The organism is Streptomyces sp. NPDC087440 (genome assembly GCF_044744005.1).
In the GTDB taxonomy this organism is placed as follows: Bacteria; Actinomycetota; Actinomycetes; order Streptomycetales; family Streptomycetaceae; genus Streptomyces.
This window is the reverse complement of the sequence record NZ_JBIUXN010000012.1, coordinates 24,384-46,198: the sequence shown is the minus strand read 5'-3', so window position 1 is coordinate 46,198 and position 21,815 is coordinate 24,384. Positions and strand designations below refer to the sequence as shown.

At 71.4% G+C, this 21,815-nt stretch carries 17 protein-coding genes; 8 read left to right on the top strand and 9 right to left on the bottom strand.

All coding sequences use genetic code 11. The features are described from left to right. Positions 1-8: 8 nt before the first annotated feature. Entirely contained in the window at positions 9-1,277 is a 1,269-nt protein-coding gene (locus ACIO3O_RS23215) for an ATP-binding protein (RefSeq protein WP_401748784.1), read from the top strand. Here ACIO3O_RS23215 and ACIO3O_RS23210 read toward each other — a convergent pair. Beyond that, complete coding sequence (locus ACIO3O_RS23210; RefSeq protein WP_401748782.1) at positions 1,270-1,935, bottom strand: GtrA family protein; 666 nt, start codon at positions 1,933-1,935, stop codon at positions 1,270-1,272. The two genes, ACIO3O_RS23215 and ACIO3O_RS23210, sit on opposite strands and share 8 nt — an antisense overlap. A gap of 186 nt (positions 1,936-2,121) precedes the next feature. Here ACIO3O_RS23210 and ACIO3O_RS23205 point away from each other — a divergent pair, with 186 nt between their 5' ends. Genes ACIO3O_RS23205 through ACIO3O_RS23195 form a run of 3 tightly spaced genes read left to right on the top strand, consistent with a single transcriptional unit; the run spans position 2,122 to position 5,020 of the window. Then, a complete protein-coding gene (locus ACIO3O_RS23205; protein WP_401748780.1) occupies positions 2,122-3,261 on the top strand; it encodes a 5-(carboxyamino)imidazole ribonucleotide synthase in 1,140 nt (379 codons plus the stop codon). A gap of 28 nt (positions 3,262-3,289) precedes the next feature. Beyond that, on the top strand, positions 3,290-3,790 hold the full coding sequence (gene purE / locus ACIO3O_RS23200) for a 5-(carboxyamino)imidazole ribonucleotide mutase (RefSeq protein WP_401749111.1): 501 nt from the start codon (positions 3,290-3,292) through the stop codon (positions 3,788-3,790). Positions 3,791-3,835: 45 nt separating this feature from the next. Then, a complete protein-coding gene (locus ACIO3O_RS23195) occupies positions 3,836-5,020 on the top strand; it encodes a dipeptidase (RefSeq protein WP_401748778.1) in 1,185 nt (394 codons plus the stop codon). A gap of 144 nt (positions 5,021-5,164) precedes the next feature. Here ACIO3O_RS23195 and ACIO3O_RS23190 read toward each other — a convergent pair whose 3' ends face one another. After that, positions 5,165-6,340: an acyl-CoA dehydrogenase family protein gene (locus ACIO3O_RS23190; protein ID WP_401748777.1), complete on the bottom strand. Its 1,176-nt coding sequence runs from the start codon at positions 6,338-6,340 to the stop codon at positions 5,165-5,167. 187 nt (positions 6,341-6,527) lie between these two features. Here ACIO3O_RS23190 and ACIO3O_RS23185 point away from each other — a divergent pair, with 187 nt between their 5' ends. After that, a complete protein-coding gene (locus ACIO3O_RS23185; protein WP_401748775.1) occupies positions 6,528-7,865 on the top strand; it encodes a UDP-glucose dehydrogenase family protein in 1,338 nt (445 codons plus the stop codon). 58 nt (positions 7,866-7,923) lie between these two features. Here the strand turns inward: ACIO3O_RS23185 and ACIO3O_RS23180 are convergent, their stop codons facing one another. Both ACIO3O_RS23180 and ACIO3O_RS23175 read right to left on the bottom strand, forming a co-directional pair. Beyond that, positions 7,924-9,018, bottom strand: a complete 1,095-nt coding sequence (locus ACIO3O_RS23180) for a dipeptidase (protein WP_401748774.1) — start codon at positions 9,016-9,018, stop codon at positions 7,924-7,926. A gap of 204 nt (positions 9,019-9,222) precedes the next feature. Further along, positions 9,223-10,545 carry an LCP family protein gene (locus tag ACIO3O_RS23175; protein WP_401748772.1) on the bottom strand — a complete coding sequence of 441 codons (1,323 nt, stop codon included), beginning with the start codon at positions 10,543-10,545 and terminating at the stop codon, positions 9,223-9,225. A 106-nt stretch (positions 10,546-10,651) separates the two neighbouring features. Between ACIO3O_RS23175 and ACIO3O_RS23170 the strand changes: the two genes are divergently transcribed. Next, positions 10,652-11,200, top strand: coding sequence for an acyl-CoA thioesterase (locus tag ACIO3O_RS23170; protein ID WP_401748770.1), 549 nt, complete (start codon positions 10,652-10,654; stop codon positions 11,198-11,200). 18 nt (positions 11,201-11,218) lie between these two features. On the opposite strand, the gene ACIO3O_RS23165 is transcribed toward ACIO3O_RS23170, so the two are convergent. Beyond that, positions 11,219-12,679, bottom strand: coding sequence for an LCP family protein (locus ACIO3O_RS23165; RefSeq protein ID WP_401748768.1), 1,461 nt, complete (start codon positions 12,677-12,679; stop codon positions 11,219-11,221). A gap of 129 nt (positions 12,680-12,808) precedes the next feature. Between ACIO3O_RS23165 and ACIO3O_RS23160 the strand changes: the two genes are divergently transcribed. After that, on the top strand, positions 12,809-13,837 hold the full coding sequence (locus ACIO3O_RS23160) for a glycosyltransferase family 2 protein (protein WP_401748766.1): 1,029 nt from the start codon (positions 12,809-12,811) through the stop codon (positions 13,835-13,837). Between the two features lie 88 nt (positions 13,838-13,925). Here ACIO3O_RS23160 and ACIO3O_RS23155 read toward each other — a convergent pair whose 3' ends face one another. The 4 genes from ACIO3O_RS23155 to ACIO3O_RS23140 form a co-directional block, all read right to left on the bottom strand. Next, complete coding sequence (locus tag ACIO3O_RS23155) at positions 13,926-15,608, bottom strand: LCP family protein (protein ID WP_401748764.1); 1,683 nt, start codon at positions 15,606-15,608, stop codon at positions 13,926-13,928. Positions 15,609-15,661: 53 nt separating this feature from the next. Continuing rightward, entirely contained in the window at positions 15,662-17,446 is a 1,785-nt protein-coding gene (locus ACIO3O_RS23150; RefSeq protein WP_401748762.1) for an LCP family protein, read from the bottom strand. 228 nt (positions 17,447-17,674) lie between these two features. Continuing rightward, entirely contained in the window at positions 17,675-19,441 is a 1,767-nt protein-coding gene (locus ACIO3O_RS23145) for an LCP family protein (protein WP_401748760.1), read from the bottom strand. A 176-nt stretch (positions 19,442-19,617) separates the two neighbouring features. After that, complete coding sequence (locus tag ACIO3O_RS23140; protein WP_401748758.1) at positions 19,618-20,373, bottom strand: TIGR03089 family protein; 756 nt, start codon at positions 20,371-20,373, stop codon at positions 19,618-19,620. Positions 20,374-20,512: 139 nt separating this feature from the next. Here ACIO3O_RS23140 and ACIO3O_RS23135 point away from each other — a divergent pair, with 139 nt between their 5' ends. Next, positions 20,513-21,778, top strand: a complete 1,266-nt coding sequence (locus ACIO3O_RS23135; protein ID WP_401748756.1) for an N-acetylmuramoyl-L-alanine amidase — start codon at positions 20,513-20,515, stop codon at positions 21,776-21,778. Positions 21,779-21,815: the final 37 nt, after the last annotated feature.

Here is a 21,815-nt window from a genome sequence, read left to right as displayed (position 1 = left end):
CTTGACGCATGCGTCGCCGCCTGATCAACTCCACCCTCGCCGTGGTGCTCGTCGTCATCGCCGTCTTCGGGGTCTCCCTCGTCATCGTCGAGACCCGCACCATCAGCAACAGCGCCCAGGAGTCCGTCGACTCCGAGGCGCTGCGGCTGGTCAGCGTCGTCGAGGGCCGCCTGGTCGGCGAAGGCACGGTCAGCCGCGAGGTCCTCGTCAAGCAGATCGGCGGCCACCGGTACGCCCGTATCGACATTCCCGGACAGGCACCCATAGAGATCGGCGCCCGCCCCACCGACGGCGTCATCGAGGGCCACGCCGCCGGGGAACGCGGCGAGACCGTCACCGTCATGGAGTCCCGGTCCACCGTCACCCGCGAGGTCGGCCGCACCCTGCTGATCATCGGCGCGGTCGCCCTGCTGGCCGTCGTCGCCGCCGTCCTCCTCGCGGTACGTCAGGCCAACCGTCTGGCCTCCCCGCTCACCGACCTCGCCGAGACCGCCGAACGCCTGGGCTCCGGCGACCCCCGCCCCCGCCACAAGCGCTACGGGGTGCCCGAGCTGGACCGGGTCGCCGACGTCCTGGACTCCTCCGCCGAACGCATCGCCCGCATGCTCACCGCCGAACGCCGCCTCGCCGCCGACGCCTCCCACCAGCTGCGCACCCCCCTCACCGCCCTCTCGATGCGGCTGGAGGAGATCACCCTCACCGACGAGCTCGACACGGTGAAGGAGGAGGCGACCATCGCCCTCACCCAGGTCGAACGCCTCACCGACGTCGTCGAGCGCCTGCTCACCAACTCCCGCGACCCGCGCACCGGCTCCGCCGTCGCCTTCGACCTGGACGAGGTCGTCAAGCAGCAGATCGAGGAGTGGCGGCCCGCCTACCGCAGCGCCGGACGGGCGATCGTCCGGTCGGGGAAGAAGGACCTGCGCGCCGTCGGCACCCCCGGCGCGGTGGCCCAGGTGCTCGCCGCACTCATCGAGAACTCCCTGATGCACGGCGGCGGCACCGTCGCCCTGCGCTCCCGCGTCACCGGCAACCAGGCCGTCATCGAGGTCACCGACGAGGGTCCCGGCGTACCCGTCGACCTCGGCGCCCGGATCTTCGAGCGCACGATCAGCGGCCGCAACTCCACCGGCATCGGCCTCGCCGTCGCCCGCGACCTCGCGGAGGCCGACGGCGGCCGCCTGGAACTCCTCCAGCAGAAGCCCGCCGTCTTCGCGCTGTTCCTCAGCACGGTGGTGCCCGACAGCAGGAAGGACGACGAGAAGACGATCAGGTGAGCCGGGAGACCGCGGGCTCGGGCTGCGGCGCCACGGCGGGGGCGGGCGCGGGGGCAGCGGCGGAAGCGGGCGCGGAGGCGGGAGCAGCGGCGGAAGCGGGCGCGGGGGCAGGAGCAGCGGCGGAAGCGGGCCCGGAGGCAGGCGCAGCGGCGGAAGCGGGCGCGGGGGAGCCCTCGTCCTCCTCCCGGACCTTCTCGGCCTGCTCGACGGCCTCCTGCGCGGGCAGCGCCCTGAACACCCACGTCCGGTACGACCAGAAGCGGAACAGGGTCCCCACCCCGATCCCGAACACCTTGAAGAAGTTGCTCTGCCACGGGGCGTTCCAGCCGAAGCCGTACGTCGCCGCGTACAGCACCCCGGTCTCGATGACCACGCCGGCCACGCTGAACATCAGGAAGAGCGTGAGCTCCTTGGCCCGGCCGCTCTTGTCGCGGTCGCGGTAGGTGAAGTACCGGAAGCCGACGTAGTTGAAGAGGACCGCGACCACGGTCGCCACGAGGCTGGCCCGCACCAGCGGGAGGTCGGTGGTGCGCCACAGCAGGTTGGACAGCCCGATGTTGATGAGCATCCCGAGTCCACCGACCGCGCCGAACTTGACGACCTCGCGCGCAAGCTGTTCGAGACGTGTGCGCAGCGCGGTACCGCCAGGCTCGCTCATGATCTGTGTCGACCCCGTTCGGTTGATGTCGTCAACCCAGCCATGCTAACCATCACTCCCCGGGCACGGCCCGGGGACGTGCGCCGTCCGGTCACGGTTCGGCCATCCCTCCGTCCCGCACCCTTGTGTCTTCGTACGAAGGAGGGGGCGTCCGGGGTGGTACGTGCCTACGGATACCCTGGTCGGGTGACGTTCCCGGTAGTCGGTATGGTCGGCGGCGGTCAGCTCGCCCGTATGACCCACGAGGCGGGCATCCCCCTCGGCATCAAGTTCAAGCTCCTCAGCGACACCCCCCAGGACTCGGCGGCCCAGGTGGTGAGCGATGTCGTCGTCGGCGACTATCGCGACCTGGACACCCTCCTCGCCTTCGCGCGCGGCTGCGACGTGATCACCTTCGATCACGAACACGTGCCGACCGAACACCTGCGGGCCCTGGAGGCCGACGGCATCCCCGTCCGCCCCGGCCCCGACGCGCTGATCCATGCCCACGACAAGGGGGTGATGCGCGCGAAGCTGACCGAGATCGGCGCCCCCTGCCCCCGGCACCGCATCGTCGCCGACCCGGCCGACGTGACGGCGTTCGCGGAGGAGGGCGACGGCTACCCCGTCATCCTCAAGACGGTGCGCGGCGGTTACGACGGCAAGGGCGTGTGGTTCGTACGCTCCGAGGCCGACGCCCACGACCCCTTCCAGGCGGGCGTGCCCGTCCTCGCCGAGGAGAAGGTCGACTTCGTCCGCGAGCTGGCCGCCAACATCGTGCGCTCCCCGCACGGGCAGGCCGTCGCGTACCCGGTGGTCGAGTCCCAGCAGGTCGACGGCGTCTGCGACACGGTCATCGCCCCGGCCCCCGACCTCTCGGAGCAGCTCTCCGGCGAGGCCCAGCAGCTCGCCATCCGCATCGCCGTCGAACTGGACGTCGTCGGCCACCTCGCCGTCGAGCTCTTCGAGACCGCCGACGGCCGCATCCTGGTCAACGAACTCGCGATGCGCCCGCACAACTCCGGCCACTGGACCCAGGACGGCGCGATCACCTCGCAGTTCGCCAACCACGTCCGCGCCGTCCTCGACCTTCCGCTCGGTGACCCCCGCCCGCGCGCGACCTGGACGGTCATGTGCAACGTCCTCGGCGGCGACTACCCCGACATGTACAAGCCGTACCTGCACGTCATGGCCCGCGACCCGCAGGCGAAGATCCACATGTACGGCAAGGACGTGCGCCCCGGCCGCAAGGTCGGCCACGTCAACACCTACGGCGACGACCTGGCCGACGTGCTCGACCGAGCCCGCCACGCCGCCGGCTACCTCCGAGGAACGATCGTTGAGTAACGCACACGCTCCCCTGGTCGGCATCGTCATGGGCTCCGACTCGGACTGGCCCGTCATGGAGGCCGCCGCCACCGCGCTGGCCGAGTTCGAGATCCCCTACGAGGTCGACGTCGTCTCCGCGCACCGGATGCCGCACGAGATGATCTCGTACGGCGAGGAAGCGGCCGGCCGGGGCCTCAAGGCGATCATCGCGGGCGCGGGCGGCGCGGCCCACCTCCCGGGCATGCTGGCCTCGGTCACCCCGCTCCCGGTCATCGGCGTCCCCGTACCCCTGAAGTACCTCGACGGCATGGACTCCCTCCTGTCCATCGTGCAGATGCCCGCCGGTGTCCCGGTCGCCACGGTCTCCGTCGCGGGCGCCCGCAACGCGGGCCTCCTCGCGGCCCGGATGCTCGCCGCGTTCGACCCGGCCCTCCTGACCCGCATGCGGGAGTTCCAGCAGGACCTCAACGCCCAGGCCACCGAGAAGGGCAAGCGCCTGCGCACGAAGGCGATGGGCACCCCGGACTCCTTCGGCTTCGGCACGTAGTTCCCGGCTTCGGGGAAGCGGCGGGCAGGGAGTAGGAAGGAACCCATGAGCAATCTGGACAAGGCCCACACCCTCCTCGCCGACTTCCCCGTCGTCGACGGCCACAACGACCTCCCCTGGGCGCTGCGCGAACAGGTCCGCTACGACCTGGACCGCCGCGACATCGCCGCCGACCAGTCCGCCCACCTCCACACGGACCTGGCCCGGCTGCGGGCGGGCCGCGTCGGCGCGCAGTTCTGGTCCGTCTACGTCCGCACCGACCTCACCGGCGACTCGGCGGTCAGCGCCACCCTCGAACAGATCGACGTCGTCGCCCAACTCATCGCCCGCTACCCCGACCACCTGGTCCGGGCCCTCACGGCGGACGACATGGAGGCGGCCCGCCGCGACGGCCGCATCGCCTCCCTGATGGGCGCCGAGGGCGGCCACTCCATCAACAACTCCCTCGCCACCCTGCGCGCCCTGCACACCCTCGGCGTGCGCTACATGACCCTGACCCACAACGACAACATCGCGTGGGCGGACTCTGCGACGGACGTCCCCAACGTCGGGGGTCTCACGGCCTTCGGCCGCGAAGTCGTCCGCGAGATGAACCGCATCGGCATGCTGGTCGACCTCTCGCACGTCGCCGCCACCACCATGCGCGCCGCCCTCGAAACGACCGAGGCCCCCGTCGTCTTCTCCCACTCCTCGGCCCGCGCGGTCTGCGACCACCCGCGCAACATCCCGGACGACGTCCTGGCCGCCCTCCCCGCCAACGGCGGCGTCGCGATGGCCACCTTCGTCCCGAAGTTCATCCTCCCGGAAGCCGTCGCCTGGACCGCCCGCGCCGACGACAACATGCGCGCCCACGGCCTGCACCACCTCGACACCACCGCCGAGGGCATGAAGGTCCAGCACGCCTTCGAAGCCGCCAACCCCCGCCCGATGGCCACACCCGCCACCGTCGCCGACCACCTCGACCACATGCGCGAGGTCGCGGGCATCGACCACATCGGCATCGGCGGCGACTACGACGGCACGGCCTTCACCCCCGCCGGCCTGGAAGACGTCACCGGCTACCCCAACCTCATCGCCGAACTCCTCACCCGCGGCTGGTCCACCCCCGACCTCGCCAAACTCACCTGGCAGAACGCGGTACGGGTCCTGCGCGACGCCGAATCGGCGGCCCGCACCCTCCAGTCCCACCGAGGCCCCTCCAACGCCACCCTGGACCAACTCGACGGCTGACCCACCCTTCCGCCGGGCAGGGGGGCGGCCCGCCCGACTCCGGCCCGTCCCGGCCCTCTCGCCCCCGGCCACGAACAGCACCGGGCCGGGTCCCACCCCAGGCATCGCCCGAAGCAGAGACCCGGCCCCGTTCCGTACCGCCGACTACTTCGGCAGATTCCGCGCCATCACAATGCGCTGAACCTGGTTCGTTCCTTCGTAGATCTGGCAGATTTTCGCGTCCCGCATCATCCGCTCCACCGGGTAGTCCCGCGTGTACCCGTACCCGCCGAGCAGCTGGATCGCGTCCAGGGTGATCTCCATCGCCGCGTCGGACGCGTAGCACTTGGCCGCCGCGCCGAAGAAGGTCAGGTCCTCCTTCTCGCCTCCGGCGGTCACGCGCTCGGACTTCGCGGCGGCGGCGTAGGTGAGCTGGCGGGCCGCCTCCAGCTTCATGGCCATGTCCGCGAGCATGAACTGCACGCCCTGGAAGTCGCCGATCGGCTTGCCGAACTGCTTGCGCTCCTGGACGTAGCCCTTGGCGTAGTCGAGGGCGCCCTGGGCGATGCCGAGCGCCTGGGCGGCGATCGTGATGCGGGTGTGGTCGAGGGTCTTCATGGCGGTGGCGAAGCCGGTGCCCTCCTCGCCGATCATGCGGTCGGCCGGGATGCGCACGTTGTCGAGGTAGACCTCGCGGGTCGGGCTGCCCTTGATGCCGAGCTTCTTCTCGGGCGCGCCGAAGGAGACGCCCTCGTCGGACTTCTCCACGACGAAGGCGGAGATGCCCTTCGAGCGCTTCTCGGGGTCGGTGACGGCCATGACCGTGTAGTACTCGGACTCGCCGGCGTTGGTGATCCAGCGCTTCACGCCGTTGAGGACCCAGAAGTCGCCGTCGCGGACGGCCCGGGTCTTCATGCCCGCCGCGTCCGAACCGGCGTCCGGCTCGGAGAGGCAGTACGAGAACATCGCCTCGCCCTTGGCCAGGGGGGCCAGGTACTTCTTCTTCAGGTCCTCCGAGCCGGAGAGGATCACCGGCAGCGAGCCCAGCTTGTTGACGGCCGGGATCAGGGAGGAGGAGGCGCAGACACGGGCCACCTCCTCGATCACGATGACGGTGGCGAGGGCGTCCGCGCCCGCGCCGCCGAAGGCCTCGGGCACGTGCACCGCCTGGAGGTCGGCCGCGACCAGCGCGTCCAGGGCCTCGCGGGGGAAGCGGGCCTGCTCGTCCACCTCGGCCGCGTACGGGGCGATCTTCGCCTCGGCGAGCGCGCGCACCGACTCCCGCAGCATGTCGTGCTCTTCGGACGTCCGGTACAGGTCGAAATCGGGCGAACCTGCCAAGGCTTCTCACTCCCCAAGGATCACAAGGATGCTAACTACCGTTAAGTAACCAAGATTTTAGAGCGTGGGTCCGGGCTTGGATACGTGAGTTTGCGCACCAGGGCCGACAGCTCGGGCGGAACCTCCCCATACGGGCGCCCCGATATGCTCGGGCCCGTTGTCCCGCCCGCACCTCTAGGAGCACCACATGGCCCTCAGGCTCACCGTGATCGGCACCGGCTACCTCGGCGCCACCCACGCCGCGGCGATGGCGGAGCTCGGGTTCGAGGTGCTCGGGCTCGACGTCGTGCCCGAGAAGATCGAGATGCTGAGCGCCGGTCGCGTACCGATGTACGAGCCGGGCCTGGAGGAGCTGCTCCACCAGCACGTCGAGGGCCTGCCGGGGTCGACCGGGCGGCTGCGCTTCACGATGGACTTCGAGGAGGCCGGGGCCTTCGGCGACGTCCACTTCATCTGCACGAACACCCCGCAGAAGCACGGCGAGTACGCCTGCGACATGAGCTACGTCAACAGCGCGTTCGCCTCGCTGGCCCCGCACCTCAAGAGCGACGCGCTCGTGGTCGGCAAGTCGACCGTGCCGGTCGGCTCGGCGGCCCGGCTGAAGCAGCTGCTGGCGGAGCAGGCCCCCGAGGGCGTCGAGCTGGCGTGGAACCCGGAGTTCCTGCGCGAGGGCTTCGCGGTGCAGGACACCCTGCACCCGGACCGGCTCGTCGTCGGCGTGGAGAGCGAGCGCGCCGAGAAGATCCTGCGCGAGGTGTACGCGACGCCGCTCGCCGAGGGCTCGCCGTTCGTGGTGACGGACTTCCCGACGGCCGAGCTGGTGAAGACCGCCGCGAACTCCTTCCTCGCGACGAAGATCTCGTTCATCAACGCGATGGCGGAGGTCTGCGAGGCGGCCGACGGCGACGTCGTGAAGCTGGCGGAGGCGATCGGGTACGACGAGCGGATCGGCCCGAAGTTCCTGCGCGCCGGGATCGGCTTCGGCGGCGGCTGTCTGCCCAAGGACATCCGGGCGTTCATGGCCCGCGCCGGTGAGCTGGGCGCCGACCAGGCGCTGACCTTCCTCCGCGAGGTCGACTCCATCAACATGCGCCGCCGCGGTCACATGGTCGAGCTGGCCCGCGAGGCCCTGGGGGAGGGCGGCTTCCTCGGCAAGCGCGTCGCCGTCCTCGGCGCGACCTTCAAGCCCGACTCCGACGACGTACGCGACTCGCCCGCCCTGAACGTCGCCGGTCAGGTCCACCTCCAGGGCGGCCAGGTCACCGTCTACGACCCCAAGGGCATGGCCAACGCCCGCCGCGTCTTCCCCACCCTCGGCTACGCCGACTCCGCCCTGGACGCGGTGCGCGGCGCGGACATCGTGCTGCACCTCACCGAGTGGCGCGAGTTCCGCGACCTGGACCCGGCCGAACTGGGCGCGGTCGTCGCCCGGCGCCTCATCCTGGACGGCCGCAACGCCCTGGACGCCGCCCAGTGGCGCGAGGCGGGCTGGACCTTCCGCGCGATGGGCCGCCCGAAGGCCTGAGACTCCGAAGGCCTGCGGCCCCCCAGGCCTGAGCCCCCCCAGGCCTGAGGCCGCCGGGTCAGCCGTCCAGCTCCTCGATGCGCGCCGTCGAGGGGCCGCGCCGCTCCTGCGCCGCCTTCGCGGTGAACTCCGCGTCCCGCAGCACTCGCTGGAGGTTCTCCCAGGTGAGGCGGGCGAGGTCGGCCTCCGGCCAGCCCCGGTCCAGGAGTTCCGCGACGAGGTACGGGTAGGAACCCGCGTCCCGCAGCGCCCCGGGATGGGCGGCGCCCGTGTCGTACGTACCGGAGAGCCCGACGCATCCCGGGCCCGCGAGGGAACGGACGTGGTCGAGGTGGTCGGCGACGTCCCGCACGGCGGGACCCGTGCGGGCCGCGTCGAAGGGCACCATGCACAGGCCGCCGTTCGCGCGCAGCGCGGCCAGCACGTCGTCCGGCGCGTTGGCCGGGTGCGGGGTGCGGGCCTGCGCGCCCGAGCGGGTCAGGACGACGGGGGCGCGGGAGACCGTGAGGGCGGCGCGCATCGTCTCGGGGGCGGTGCCGCTGAGGTCGACGAGCATGCCGACGCGGTTCATCTCCCGGACGACCTCCTGGCCGAAGCGGGTCAGACCGGTGGGCGGCGCCCAGTCGACGCCGGTGAGGGTGAGCGCGCGGACGCCGAGTGCGTGCAGGGCGCGCAGGGTGCCCAGCGAGGAGCCGATCGCGGGGGCCTCGGCGGGACCGAGCAGCGAGGCGATGCGGCCGCAGCAGCGGGCGTCGCCGACCTCGCCGGAGCTGAGCGCGATGCGCAGCGCCTCCGGATAGCCGCCGACCATGGCCCGTACGTGATCGATCTGCTCCAGCACGCCGCTGACCGCGCACCCGGCGTCCGCCTCGGGGTGCAGGGACCAGAACTGCGCGCCGACGCCGCCCGCCCGCAGCCGGGGGATGTCGGTGTCGAGGGTGGACTCGCCGAGCTCTATGTCGGACCAGGGGGCGGACCGTATGGCCCGCGCCAGGCCGTTGTGCCCGTCGGCGACGGGGTGCGCGGCGAGCAGCTCCCGGGCGCGGGCCAGGGTCTCCTCGGCGGGCGCCGGCTCGCAGGGGGCGTCCGTCACGCGGTCGGGAGCGCCCACGGCGGAGGTGGTGTGCTGCGGGTCGTCCTGTAGCAGTGCCATGACGGGGCTCCGGTTCTGCGACGGCAGTGGCGACGGCGGGCGCGGCCGATCAGCGGGGACGGCGGATCGGCCGGTCGGGCAGGTACGGCCACCGTGGCACGGGAGCGCCGGGGGTTCGCGGCGGGCGTGGCGTTCGGGGGTACGCGGACGGGGCGGGGGCGTCCTGTGCGGGACGCCCCCGCCCCGTGGCGGAGCGGCGACAGGTCAGTTCGAGGTGACCGTGACCTTCTCGTCGTTCTGGATCTGCTGGACCAGCTGGCGCATCTTCTCCTTGTCCCAGACGACGTTGCCGTTGCGGAAGCCGCTGCTGGGCATGTTCATGGACTTGCCCTCGCCGCCGCTGACGCCCTTCATCGCGAAGAACATCCCGGCCAGGTCGAACAGGCCCATGTCCTTGTCCACGATCAGCGTGTCCAGGCCAGCGCCGAGCGTCGGGTAGAGGGAGAAGGGGTTGAGGAGCGTGCCGGGGGAGGCGGCCTGGCTCGCCAGGGCGGCCAGGAACTTCTGCTGGTTCTTGGTGCGTGCGAGGTCCGCCTCGGCGAAGGCGTACCGGGTGCGGACGAAGGCGAGGGCCTGCTCGCCGTTGAGGGTCTGCTTGCCCGCCTGGAAGTCGGCGCCGGACTTCTTGTCCTTGAAGGCCTTGGGGATGTCCAGGTCGACGCCGCCCATCGCGTCCACGATGTTCGCGAACCCGGCGAAGCCGATCTCCGCGTAGTGGTCGATGCGCAGGCCGGTGTTGTGCTCGACGGTACGGACCAGGAGCTCCGGGCCGTCGGTGGCGTAGGCGGCGTTGAGCTTGGTGCGCTTGTGCTGGTTCTCGAAGCGCTTGCCGGACTCCGAGCCGACGAAGGACGGGATCTCGACGTCCGAGTCGCGCGGCAGCGAGATCATGGTGTCGCCGCTGGAGCACGAGGCCAGGATGATCATCGAGTCGGTGCGCTTGCCCTCGTTGGAGCCCGTGTGCAGACGCTTCTTGTCCTCGGCGGTCATGCCCTCGCGGCTGTCGGAGCCCACGACGAGGTACGTCGTGCAGTCGCCCTCCTTCGGCCGGTCGATGACCTTGGAGAGGTCGACCTCGCGGCGGACCTTGGAGTCGGCCCAGAAGTAGGTGGCGACCGAGGTGATCGCGACGACCGAGACGACGGTGATCGCACCGATCTTGATCCGGCGGCCCCAGTTCGGGGCGGGCCGCGGGCCGCGGGTGGCGCCGGGGCCCGAGCCGTTGCCGCCGCCTCGGCCCCCGCCGGTGCCTCGGCCGCCGCCGTAGACCTGGCCGGTGTTGTAGCCGTCGCCACCGCCCTGGTCGCCGCCGTACCCGTAGTCGTCGTACCCCTGCGACTGCTGCGGCGGGACGCCGCGCGGCGGGGCGGACGGGGCCTGCGGGGCGGGTCGGCGGCCCGCGGGGGGCGGGACCTGGCCGCGCTGCACATGCCGCATCACCCGGGGGCCCTCGGGCTGCGGGCTCGCAGCTCCTCGGCCGTACCCGTTGTCGCGGTCGTCGTTTCGTGCACTGGGCCAGTCGCTCATGCCTTCAGTGTGCGGCCAGGGGGCGGCAGGCTCACAGGGCGGGTGGGAATTCGGGGCAGGGCTGTTGCAGAGCTGTGTCAATGGGCCCACGCATAAAGTAGAGGGCATGACAGATCAGGCCCAGGCCCCGGAAGACCCCATTCCGGGCAAGCCCACCTCCGCGTCCCGCACCACGCTCAGCCACATCATGACCGCTGCGGAAACGAATCTGCTGGGCACGGTGCACGGTGGCGTGATCATGAAGCTGGTGGACGACGCGGCGGGCGCGGTCGCCGGCCGCCACTCCGGCGGGCCCGCGGTCACCGCCTCCATGGACGAGATGGTCTTCCTGGAGCCGGTGCAGGTCGGCGACCTGGTGCACGTGAAGGCCCAGTGCAACTGGACCGGCCGCTCCTCCATGGAGATCGGCGTACGGGTCCTGGCCGAGCGGTGGAACGAATCCACCCCGGCCCAGCAGGTCGGCTCCGCCTACCTGGTCTTCGCCGCCGTCGACGCGGACGGCAAGACGCGCCCCGTGCCGCCGGTTCTCCCGGAGACGGAGCGCGACAGGCGGCGCTACCAGGAGGCCCAGATCCGGCGCACCCACCGCCTCGCCCGCCGCCGCGCCATCAAGGAGCTGCGGGACCGGCGGGCGGCGGAGGGGCTCAACGACTGAGCGCCGCGGGCTTCGGGTTCACGGGCACACCACCTGGTCGCCGGTCACCACCCCGAACTCGCCCTGGTACTCGTCCTGCGCCCGCACCGGCGTCACCCCCCGGTAGTCCGCCCCGGCCGTGACCCGCATCAGGCCGCCCTGCCCCTTGACCGGCTGGAGCGCGCAGCCCGGCAGCGCCGCCGCCAGGGACTGGGCGCTGCGGTCCCAGCGGGGGTCGTACGTCACCAGGGTGCGGGCCACGTCCCGGCGCACCCCGTTGCCGGGGGCGCCCGTCGTGCGGAAGCCGGTGGCCTTCAGCGCCGCGTCGACGCGCCTGCCGAGGCCCGCCGTGCGCGTCCCGTTGTCGACCTGCACCCGGATCTGCTCCGGCGAGACGTCCACCGGGGTGGCCCGGTCCTTCTTGGGGCGCGGAACGCCCAGCGGGCGGTCCTCCCGCAGCGTCTGGAAGAGCTTCCTGGACTTGGCGTCGTCCCACTTCAGGGTGGAGCCGATGCCCTTCACCGGGAAGCTCATCTCCCCGATCGGCACCGACGTGAACTCCGAGGACGCCGGGGTGAAGCCCCGCATCGCCTGCCCGAGCGCCAGCATCTCCGTCGTGCCGAAGCCCTTGTCGGCCCGCACCGAGCCCAGCAGCGTCGAGGCGACCTCGCGGAAGCGCACCGGGTTGAGCAGCGCCCCGCTGTCGGTGACCTTGGCGATGAAGGCGGCCAGGAACCGCTGCTGGCGCTGCATCCTGCCCAGGTCCGAGGCCCCGTCGATGTGCCGCGAGCGCACGTACTGGAGGGCCTCGCCGCCGCCGAGCCGGTGGGTGCCGGGGGCCAGGTCCAGGCCCGTATAGCTGTCCTTCAGCGCGGTCGTCGTGCAGATGTCGACGCCGCCGAGCACGTCCACCGTCTTCATGAAGCTGGTGAAGTCGACCTCCAGGTAGTGGTCGATCTTCACGCCGGTCATGTGCTCGACGGTCCGCGTGGTCAGGCTCGGCCCGCCCTCCGCGTACGCCGCGTTGATCTTGACCGGGTGGGAGCGGTGGTGGTCGCCGGTGGTCTCGTCCGTGTGCTCGGGCATCTGCGCGTAGCTGTCGCGCGGGATGCTGACCACGCTGGCCCGGCCCCGGTCCTCCGAGACGTGCACCAGCATGATCGTGTCGGTGCAGTGGCAGGGGGCGCCGCCGAGCTTGTACTTCTCCTTCTCCTCCTTGGTGATCTTGTCGCGGCCGTCGGTGCCGACCAGGAGGACGTTCATGCCGCGCCCCGGCTCGGCCTCGGGCCGGTTCTTCATGTCCTTGAACGGGTCGACCCGGTCGATCCCGGTGTTCATGCTGGTCACCATCGCGTGCCCGATGCCGCCCGCCGCCAGCACCAGCACGGACAGGGTGGTCGCCGCCCGCATCCCCCAGTGCGGCCGCTCGTCCTGCTTGCGGCGCTTGTCGCGGGGCGGGTGCGGGCGACGACGGGCAGGCTGACGGGGCGGCACGGGCACGGGGGACACCTCCGCTGAGGGCACAGGACGGGGATCGCCCCGCACCGTATGCCGATACGATCTCCAGCCCGGCGGACCTGACCGGCCGCCGCGCGAGGCTGTCCCCCGTTCGCGGTAACGTGACGGCTTGTGAACGCCAACGCCCCCGCCGCCCCCGCGGTCTCCGTGATCATGCCGGTCCTCAACGAGGAGCGGCACCTGCGCAACTCGGTCCGTCACATCCTGGAGCAGGAGTACGACGGCGAGATGGAGGTGGTGATCGCGCTCGGCCCGTCCACGGACCGCACCGACGAGATCGCCGCCGAGCTGGTCCGGGAAGACCCGCGCGTGCACACCGTTCCCAACCCCACCGGCCGCACCCCGGCCGCCCTGAACGCCGCGATCAAGGCCTCCCGGCACCCGATCGTCGTACGCGTCGACGGCCACGGCATGCTCTCCCCGAACTACATCGCCACCGCCGTGCGCCTCCTGGAGGAGACCGGCGCGCAGAACGTCGGCGGCATCATGCACGCCGAGGGCGAGAACGCCTGGGAGGACGCGGTCGCCGCCGCGATGACCTCGAAGATCGGCGTCGGCAACGCGGCCTTCCACACCGGCGGCGAGGCCCAGCAGGCGGAGACCGTCTACCTGGGCGTCTTCCGCCGTGAGGCGCTGGAGCGGCTCGGCGGCTACAACGAGGAGTTCATCCGCGCCCAGGACTGGGAGCTGAACTTCCGCATCCGCGAGTCCGGCGGCCTGATCTGGTTCTCGCCGGAACTGAAGGTCCAGTACCGCCCGCGCCCCTCCGTCAAGGAGCTCGCCAAGCAGTACAAGAACTACGGCCGCTGGCGGCACGTCGTCGCCCGCTACCACTCCGGCTCGATCAACCTGCGCTACCTCGCCCCGCCGACCGCCGTCTGCGCCATCGCCGCGGGCACCGTCGTCGGCGCGCTGGTCACCCCGTGGGGCTTCGTGATCCCGGCGGGCTACCTCGCGGCCATCACCGCGGGCTCCCTCCCGGCGGGCAAGGGCCTTCCCCTGAAGGCCCGCGCGCAGATCCCCCTCGCCCTGGCCACGATGCACATGTCCTGGGGCTACGGCTTCCTGACCTCCCCGAAGTCCCTCGCGAAGAAGGTCATCGCGAGCAGGCGGCCGTCGGTGCAGGGCGCGGGCGTGTAGGCGGTTTCCGCGTACGTACGCGCGTACGTACGCAAAGGGGGCCCGGGACGATCACCGTCCCGGGCCCCCTTGTCGTACCTCCGCGGAATCAGTCCTTGCCGTTCCACTTGTACGGGCCGTACACGTCCATGCAGCCCTTGTCGTCGCCCTTGACCGCCTCGGCGGACTTCGGGACGTCGCCCGCCTTCGGCACCTCCTCCTTGGGGTAGGAGGCACCGGTGCGCCAGTCGGAGCCGACGACCAGCGTCACGCCCGAGACGTCCGTGGACCTGCTGACCGCCGAGGACGGCAGGCCCAGCGCCTTGGCGACGGCCTGGGCGTCGCCCTCCAGCTCGGCGCTGGGGAAGCGGACCACGGTCCGCTCGGCGCTCTGCCGCTCCTTGCTGGCCGAGGCCCGGGCGTACCCCTTGCCGGTGAGGGTCTGCGCGACGGCGGACGCCCGGCCGGGGGTGGGGGCCTCGGTGTCGGAGCCCGTGCCGTTCTGCACGGTGACGGCCAGCTCGCCGGGGGCCGCGGAGGGCTTCTTGGCGGGCTTCTCGGCGGGCTTCTTCGCGCCCTTGCCGTCGGACGCGCCGCCGTTCTTGTCGAACGGGATGTCGTCCTGGAGCAGCTTGAGGACCTGGGGGGAGTCCTTGGGGTCGACGACGTAGTGGTTCAGGGGGTCCCGCGGATCCGCGATCGTCGGCAGCGAGGTCATGGTGATGCTGTCCGAGGGGACGTTCTTGAGCTCCATCGCCAGGTCGAACAGCTTCTTGGGCGAGCCGATCTCGTCGGAGACCTGGAGAGCCTTGGTCGCGGTCTCGGCGAGCGAGGTGATGCGGCCGACGTTGGTGAACGCGTCCTCGCTCTGGAGCTCGCGCATCATCGAGTTCATGTACATGTGCTGCGCCTTCGCGCGGCCCTTGTCACTGAAGAACGCGTGCCGGGTGCGCAGCCACTGGAGGGCCTGCTCGCCCTTGATCTTGTGCGGGCCCTTGGACAGCTTGAGGCCCGAGCCGCCCTTCTGGCTCGGCGTCGACCTGTCCCACACACCCTGGTTGAGGCAGACCTCGACACCGCCGACGGCGTCCGACATCTGCACCACACCGGAGAAGTCGATCATCAGCCAGTGGTCGATGTAGATGTTGGTGAGCTTCTGCCAGGTGTCCAGCACACAGCCCGGACCACCGCGCGCCAGCGCCGTGTTGATGATGGCGTTCCCCGCAGGGGTGACCTTCTGGGTCTTCTCGTCCTTGCAATCGGGGATGTCCACCCGGGTGTCGCGCGGGATGCTCACCACCGAGGCGTGCTTGCGGTCGGCGGAGACGTGCAGCAGCTTCTGCACGTCCGCGAGCGGCGGGTTCTTCGTGAGGTCCTTGCCGCCGCCCAGCTTCACGTTCTCGGGATCGGCGCGGCTGTCGGAGCCGATCAGCAGGATGTTCAGCGGGGTCTGCCCGGCGGCGTTCGCCTTGGGCTTGTCCGGGCCGTCGCCGCTGCTGCGGGCGCCGCTGCGCAGGTTGCTGTTGAGGTGCTGGTAGTAGAGGTATCCGGCGCCGGCCGTGCCGAGGATCAGCACGGCCAGCGCTATCGCGCCCCAGCGCAGGACCTGTTTGCCCTTGCTGCGCCCGCCCTCGGGTCTGCGTCGGCGCGACCCGCCGCGGCGACGGCCGCCCTGGCCGCCGCCGGCCGCCTCGGACGACTCGGGCCGGGCGTTCGCGTTCTCGTAGAGACTCTCGTCCCAGCCGAGGTTGCGGGCCCTGGTCCCCTCCCCATGCACACTGCTGTTGCCCACCGGGCCCCCACCCACTTCTCTTCAGTTTCCGTTTCGCACCCGGTGGCGCGAGGTTATTGGGCGCACACCGAGGTGGCGGCGTTGGCCTGCTGGATGCCTTCGGGAGCCTTCGCCGGGGCGCCGAGCGGGTTGCCCGGGCCGGAGAAGTCCTTGCCCAATGTCAGCTTCATCGGCTCGCGGTCCCCGGCCTGCTGACCGGTCGGCTTGAGCGCCGAGCCGGGCAGCTTCATCATCGCGGCGAGCGCGCGGGCCTGGTCGGCCTGGTTCTCCCCGTACGTGAGAGTGGTTTTTGCGATGTCGGGTTCCGGTGAGTTGCCGCCGTTGGTGGCCAGCCGGGCGCCCTTCTCCACCTGGAGCCAGCTCAGGGTCTCCTGGGCGGCGCCGCCCTTGCCGCTGCCGTTGTAGACGTTGACGCGGACGTCCTCGGCGGCGGCCTTGTCCCCCTTCAGCAGGGCCTGCTGCTGGTCCTGCTTCTCGGCCTTCTCCTTCTTCTTCACCTCGGTGAGGGAGGTGTCCGACTGCAGTATCGAGAAGAGGGCGTCGGCCTTCGGCTGGTTGATGACGACCGTGGCCTTCGCCTTCACCGGCTCGGCCGGGTTGTCGTCCACCGGCAGGGTCGTGAAGGTGATGTTCTTCGGGTCGACCTTGGCGACCTCCTCGGCCAGCGACCTCAGCTTGCCCAGGCCCGCGATGCCCGAGTCGACGGTCAGCGCCTTGGTCGCCGCGTCCGCCAGGTCGTACAGCTTGCCCACGTCGGTGAGGGTCTCGCTGGACTTCATCTTGCGCAGCATCGCGCCCAGGAACTGCTGCTGCGTCTGGATGCGGCTGAGGTCGGAGCCGGTGCCGAACGCGCCCCGGGTGCGCACGAAGGCCAGCGCCTGCTCGCCCTGGATCGTGTGGTTGCCCTTGCTCAGCTTGAGGTGCGACTTCTTGTCGTCCACGTCCTTGGCGACGCAGACGTCGACGCCGCCGACCGCGGTGGTCAGCGACTTCACCGCGTTGAAGTCGACCATCATGAAGTGGTCGACGGTCAGTCCGGTGATCTCCTTGACCGTGCGCATCGTGCAGCCGGGGTCGCGGCCGGACTGGCCGAGGCTGGTGTTGAAGCGTTCGAACGTGCTGCCGGGGATGACCTTCTCGGTCTTGTCCTCCTGCTTGGTGGGGCAGTCCGGGATGCGCGTCTTCAGGTCGCGCGGGATGGACAGCACCGTCGCGTTCGTCCGGTCCTTGGCGACGTGGAAGAGGAGCGTGGTGTCCGCGTGGCCGGGGCTGTCCTTGTCGCCGTAGCCCGAATTGCCGTCGCCGGTCCGCTTGTCCGTACCGATGACCAGGATGTTGATCGCCTGGTCCTTCTTGAAACCGCCCGAACCGCCGGAGACGTCCACGGACTGCAGGTTGCTGTCGAAGTGGTTGTAGAGCGCCCACGCGCCGACCGAACCCGCGACCAGGACGAAGCCGACCACACCGCCGGTGATCTTCAGGGCCTTCTTGTTGCCCTTCTTCGCCGACCTGCGGCGGCGGCCGGCCTGCGCGGCGGCGCTGTCGCCGCGCGAACTCCCGCCCCGGGGGGTGTTGTCGGCACCGCTGCGACGGCTTCGCTGGGACGGCACGTCGCGGCGGGGCGCAGCGTCATGGCCGCCGCCGTGCTGCTGGCCGTGTCCCTGCTGCTGTCCCTGGGGGTCACGGCCGCGGCCGCGCGGACTGCCCTGAGGCTGTCCCGCAGCTCGTGCGGACCCTGTGGAACTGTCCAGTCGCAGTTCGTAGTTGCCGGTGTGCGGGTTGAGAACCCACTGGTCGGCGGGGTCGATCTCGTCCGCCCCACGGCTGTGCGCGTCCACGGTTGCCTGAGTCCTCCGTCGGTCCCACGCGAGGCGCCTCCCCCCAGGCGGCTCATCATTTCGTCCAGTCGTGCGTGCGTGATCCGAGCAGCGGCTCGTCGCACTGGATCGCGTCACACTATCTGGACAGATCAGCGCCCAGCGACGGCAGTGACAAATTCCACGCCCCTTACAACCGGGCAATACGCCCAAAGGGCAACGGGTGATGTCCCGGACTTGGCAATCGCTTTACTCGCACATGCCCCTGGCGGCGTTGGTTCCGGCGAAGGTCGGGGTCGGAGTGGGGCTGGGCGTACCGGGGTCGTCGGGCCTGTTGTCGCCCTCGTCGTCGCTCCCGGGTTCGACCGTCCCCCCGCTCGGGGAGCCGGTCACGGAATCGTCGCCCGATCCGTCCTGCTTCTCCAGCGACTTGGCGGGCGCCACCGAGACGGGTGCGTCCTCGCGCAGCTGCTGGAAGAGCTTCTCGGCCTGGGACTCGATCAGTTCGTCCCGGTTCCGGTCGTAGCGGTACGGCTGTCTGGGTACGGTCAGGAACTGCACCCGCTCCGAGGGCACGTCCCGCATGCTGCTCGCCAGGTCGTACAGATCGCGCAGCGAGTCCAGCCCCGGGTCGGTGGTCAGCGCCTTCGTCGCGGCGTCCAGCACCGGATAGAGCTTCGTCGGGTTCAGCAGGACGCCGTTGCTCTGCATCTTGTTGACGAGCGAGCCGAGGAACTGCTGCTGGCGGTCCATCCGTTCGGTGTCGCTGCCGCCGCCGATGGACTTGCGGGCACGCACATAGCCGAGCGCCTGCTCCCCGTTGAGGGTCTGCGGGCCCGCGTCCAGCTTCAGGTGCGCGTCCTTGTCGTTGATGGGCTCCTTGAGGCAGACCTCCACACCGTCGACCGCGTCCACCATGTGCTTGAAGCCCTCGAAGTCCACCACCATGTGGTGGTCGATGCGGATGCCCGTCAGCTTCTCGACGGTACGGATCGTGCAGGCCGTACCGCCCATCTCGAACGCCCAGTTGAACTGCGCGAACATCTTCCGGGTGCGGGTGCCGTCCGCCTTGGTGCAGCTCGGGATGTCCACCATCAGGTCGCGCGGCAGCGAGACGCCGGTGGCGCTCTTCCGGTCGGCGGCCAGGTGCAGCAGGATCGTGGTGTCCGAGCGCTGGGTGCCCTCGTCGCGTCCGTACTTCTTGTTGCCGCCGGCGCGGGAGTCGGAGCCGATGAGCAGAATGTTCTGCGCGTCGAGCGCCACCGGGGCCTGGGTGGGGCGTTCCTTGTCCCAGGCGCGGAGTTCGGCGGCGGCACCGGTGTCGGTGGTGATGTTGCCGTCGAGCTTCTTGTAGAAGTACCAGCCGGTTCCGGCCGCCACGAGCACCACGACCGCCGCCCCGCCCGCGAGCCAGCGCACCCAGTGCCGCTTTCTGGTGGGGGGCGAGGGAGGGGTGACGCCGTCGTCCCCACCGTCCGCGTCGCCCCCGGCTCCGGCTCCGGCTCCGGCCCCGGCGGGCGCTGCGGCGAGGACTGCGTCCTCGCGGGCGGCGACGGTGTCGGTGTCGGGGGCGGGCAGGGCGTCGGTGCCGGGTGCGGGTGCGGGTGCGGGTGTGCTGGTGGCGTCGGGCGCGGGCGTCGCGTCCGGTGCTTCCGCTGCGTCCGGTGCCGCTGCGTCCGGTGCCGGTGTGCTCGCGACGTCCGGCGCCGGTGCGGTGGAAGTGGCGTCCGGGGCTGGTGCTTCCGCTGCGTCCGGTGCCGGTGCTTCCGCGGCATCCGGTGCCGGTGTCGTGGCTGCGGGCGCGTCCGGTGTCGCCGCGTCCGGTGTCCGGAGTGCGGGTGCGTCCGGTGCCGGTGCGTCCGGTGTCGCCGGTGACGGGGCTTCGGGGGAGGCGTCCGGTGCCGGGGGGTGCGTCGTGTCGTCCGCCGGGCGCGCTCCTGCTCCGGGCTCCGGGGCCTTCGCCGGCCGGTCCGGTTCGGGGGGCGTGCCAGCGGTCTCGGTCACGTCGTCGTCCATCCTCGTACGGGTCGGCGGCACGCTGGGCCGCCGATCGCAGGAGTAGACGGCTGAACCCGGCGCTTGGTTGTGCGTCCCATCGATCATGTCCTGTGCCCCGTCGCGCGCCCGCGAAGCGGGGCCCCGGTCCACCGAATGGGCCGCCCCCCGAAGCCGTACCGGAGGACGTACGCCCGCTACGCCCCCAGCGTGTGCGTGACGCGCTCGCTCTCGACGCGCTTGGCGAGCCCTTCCGCCGACAGTTCGCCGAGGTTGCGGCACAGCACCACCGAGGCGCCGGACGCCAGCGGCGCGTACAGACCGGAGGACAGTCCCTCCCACGTGTCGTACGAGAGCCCCGACAGCACCCGCGACCCCGGCCCCAGCCCGAGCGCCCGCGCGTCCGCGCGGGCCCGCTCCACGACCTCGGCCGCACTCGTCGACGTACCGCCGACGGACAGCGCGACCTCGTCGGCGTCCACGGGGACGAAGGGGGCGAACCGGTCGCCCTGGGAGGGGACTTCGACGGCGTAGTCCGCGAAGCCCTCCGGGGCGGAGGGGAAACGTCCGCCCAGCGGGCGCAGCGCCAGTGCCACCCGCTCGCCCCGGCACGCCCGCGCCGCCTCCAGCGCGTCCGGGCCGCTGACCACGACGTCCGCCCCCGCCGGGTCGCCCGCGACGTCCACCTCGACGCCCACCGAGGCGCACGCCAGCAGCCACACCGCGGTCTGCCAGTGCGCGGGCAGGAGCAGCGCGAGCCGGTCGCCGGGCCCGGCGGACAGATCGCCCTGGAGGAGGTTGGCGGTCTTGGCCACCCAATTGGCGAAGGTCGCCACGGACAGTTCGACGCGCTCGCCCGTCGCGTCGTCGTAGAAGGTGACAAGGGGACGGCCCGGGTCCGTCGCGAGCGCGGAACGCAGCAGGTCGGCAGGGGTGCGGTCGGTGGAGTTCATCGGACGAGCGTACGTCGCCGCCCGCGCCCCGGGCGGTGCGGGCCGGTCGCGTCCGGCCACCCGTCCGGCGGACGGACCGTCACCGCGCCGTCACTTCACCGATGGACAGATTTATACCGGTATGACCAATATCGGCTACATGCGTGCACTCCTTGCTTCCTCGATCGGCGTCACCTGCGCGGCCCTTCTCGCGCTCCCGCTCGTGCTGCCCGACGACGCCCCCGCAGACCGGCGGCAGTTGGCGGGCGCGCAGTCGGCGGACCTCCCCGGTCTCCCCGGCTCGACCAGGTCGCTGCCGCTGGCCCCGCTCGCCGGGCGCACCGACCGGGCCGTCCCGCGAGCGGCCGCGCTCGGGCTCAGTCCCCGGGACGTGGACCCGTTCTCGCTGGTCGGCGTGGTCTGGGACGACCCCCGTGCCGTACTGGAGGGGCGGGTCCAGGTACGTACGAGAGCGGTGTCGACCGGCACCTGGTCGCGCTGGCAGGACCTCGACGCGCACTCCGCCGACGGGGCCGACCCGGGCGCACGGGAGAACCGTACGCACGGCTCGACCGCACCCCTGTGGGTCGGCGCGTCCGACGCCGTCCAGGCCCGCGTCCGCCCCACCGACGGCCCCCTGCCCGAGGGCCTGCGGCTCGACCTCGTCGACCCCGGCGCCGAACCGCCCCGCGACGGCTCCCGCGCCCCCTCCGCCGCCCTGGAACTCCCGGAGCTGACCCGGGCCGAGACCGAGGCCGAAGCCTCCTCGGCCTCGCTGGTGCCGGCCGAAGCGGAAGCGGAGAGCGGAGTGCAGCGCCCGCGCATCGGGCCCCGCCCGCGCATCGTCCTGCGCAGGGGATGGGGCGCCGACGAGCGGATGAAGGAGAAGGGCAACGTCTACACCAAGACGATCAAGGCCGCCTTCGTCCATCACAGCGCGTCCGGAAATGGGTACAGCTGTTCGCAGTCGGGCTCCGTCCTGCGCAGTATCTACCGCTACCACGTCAAGAGCAGTGGCTGGCGGGACTTCGGCTACAACTTCGCCGTCGACAAGTGCGGCAATGTCTACGAAGGACGCGCCGGAGGTGTGGCCAAGCCGGTCCTCGGGGCGCACACTCTCGGTTTCAACACCGACAGCATGGGCATCGCCGTCCTCGGGACCTACAGCAGCACCGCTCCGCCCGCCGCCGCGGTGAACGCCGTCGCGAAGCTCACCGCCTGGAAACTCGGACTGCACGGCGCCAACCCCAAGGGCACCACCTACCTCACCTCAGCGGGAGGCAACCTCTACAAGAAGGGGAGCAAGGTCCGGCTGAACGTCATCTCGGGCCACCGGGACGGCTTCGCCACCGAATGCCCCGGCGGCCGCCTCTACCAGAAGCTGGGCACCGCGCGCGGGACCGCGGCCCGCTTCCAGGGACGCTAGTCGCCAGGTCCGTGCCCGACGTCCCCGGGGCCGGGCG

Bases quoted from the DNA above. Each gene is read 5' to 3' on its own strand.
- ACIO3O_RS23185 (WP_401748775.1), top strand. From the start codon at position 6,528: ATGGCCCTCAGGCTCACCGTGATCGGCACCGGCTACCTCGGCGCCACC.
- ACIO3O_RS23145 (WP_401748760.1), bottom strand. From the start codon at position 19,441: ATGGACGACGACGTGACCGAGACCGCTGGCACGCCCCCCGAACCGGAC.
- purE (WP_401749111.1), top strand. From the start codon at position 3,290: ATGGGCTCCGACTCGGACTGGCCCGTCATGGAGGCCGCCGCCACCGCG.
- ACIO3O_RS23135 (WP_401748756.1), top strand. From the start codon at position 20,513: ATGCGTGCACTCCTTGCTTCCTCGATCGGCGTCACCTGCGCGGCCCTT.
- ACIO3O_RS23195 (WP_401748778.1), top strand. From the start codon at position 3,836: ATGAGCAATCTGGACAAGGCCCACACCCTCCTCGCCGACTTCCCCGTC.
- ACIO3O_RS23210 (WP_401748782.1), bottom strand. From the start codon at position 1,935: ATGAGCGAGCCTGGCGGTACCGCGCTGCGCACACGTCTCGAACAGCTT.
- ACIO3O_RS23175 (WP_401748772.1), bottom strand. From the start codon at position 10,545: ATGAGCGACTGGCCCAGTGCACGAAACGACGACCGCGACAACGGGTAC.
- ACIO3O_RS23170 (WP_401748770.1), top strand. From the start codon at position 10,652: ATGACAGATCAGGCCCAGGCCCCGGAAGACCCCATTCCGGGCAAGCCC.
- ACIO3O_RS23180 (WP_401748774.1), bottom strand. From the start codon at position 9,018: ATGGCACTGCTACAGGACGACCCGCAGCACACCACCTCCGCCGTGGGC.
- ACIO3O_RS23140 (WP_401748758.1), bottom strand. From the start codon at position 20,373: ATGAACTCCACCGACCGCACCCCTGCCGACCTGCTGCGTTCCGCGCTC.
- ACIO3O_RS23215 (WP_401748784.1), top strand. From the start codon at position 9: ATGCGTCGCCGCCTGATCAACTCCACCCTCGCCGTGGTGCTCGTCGTC.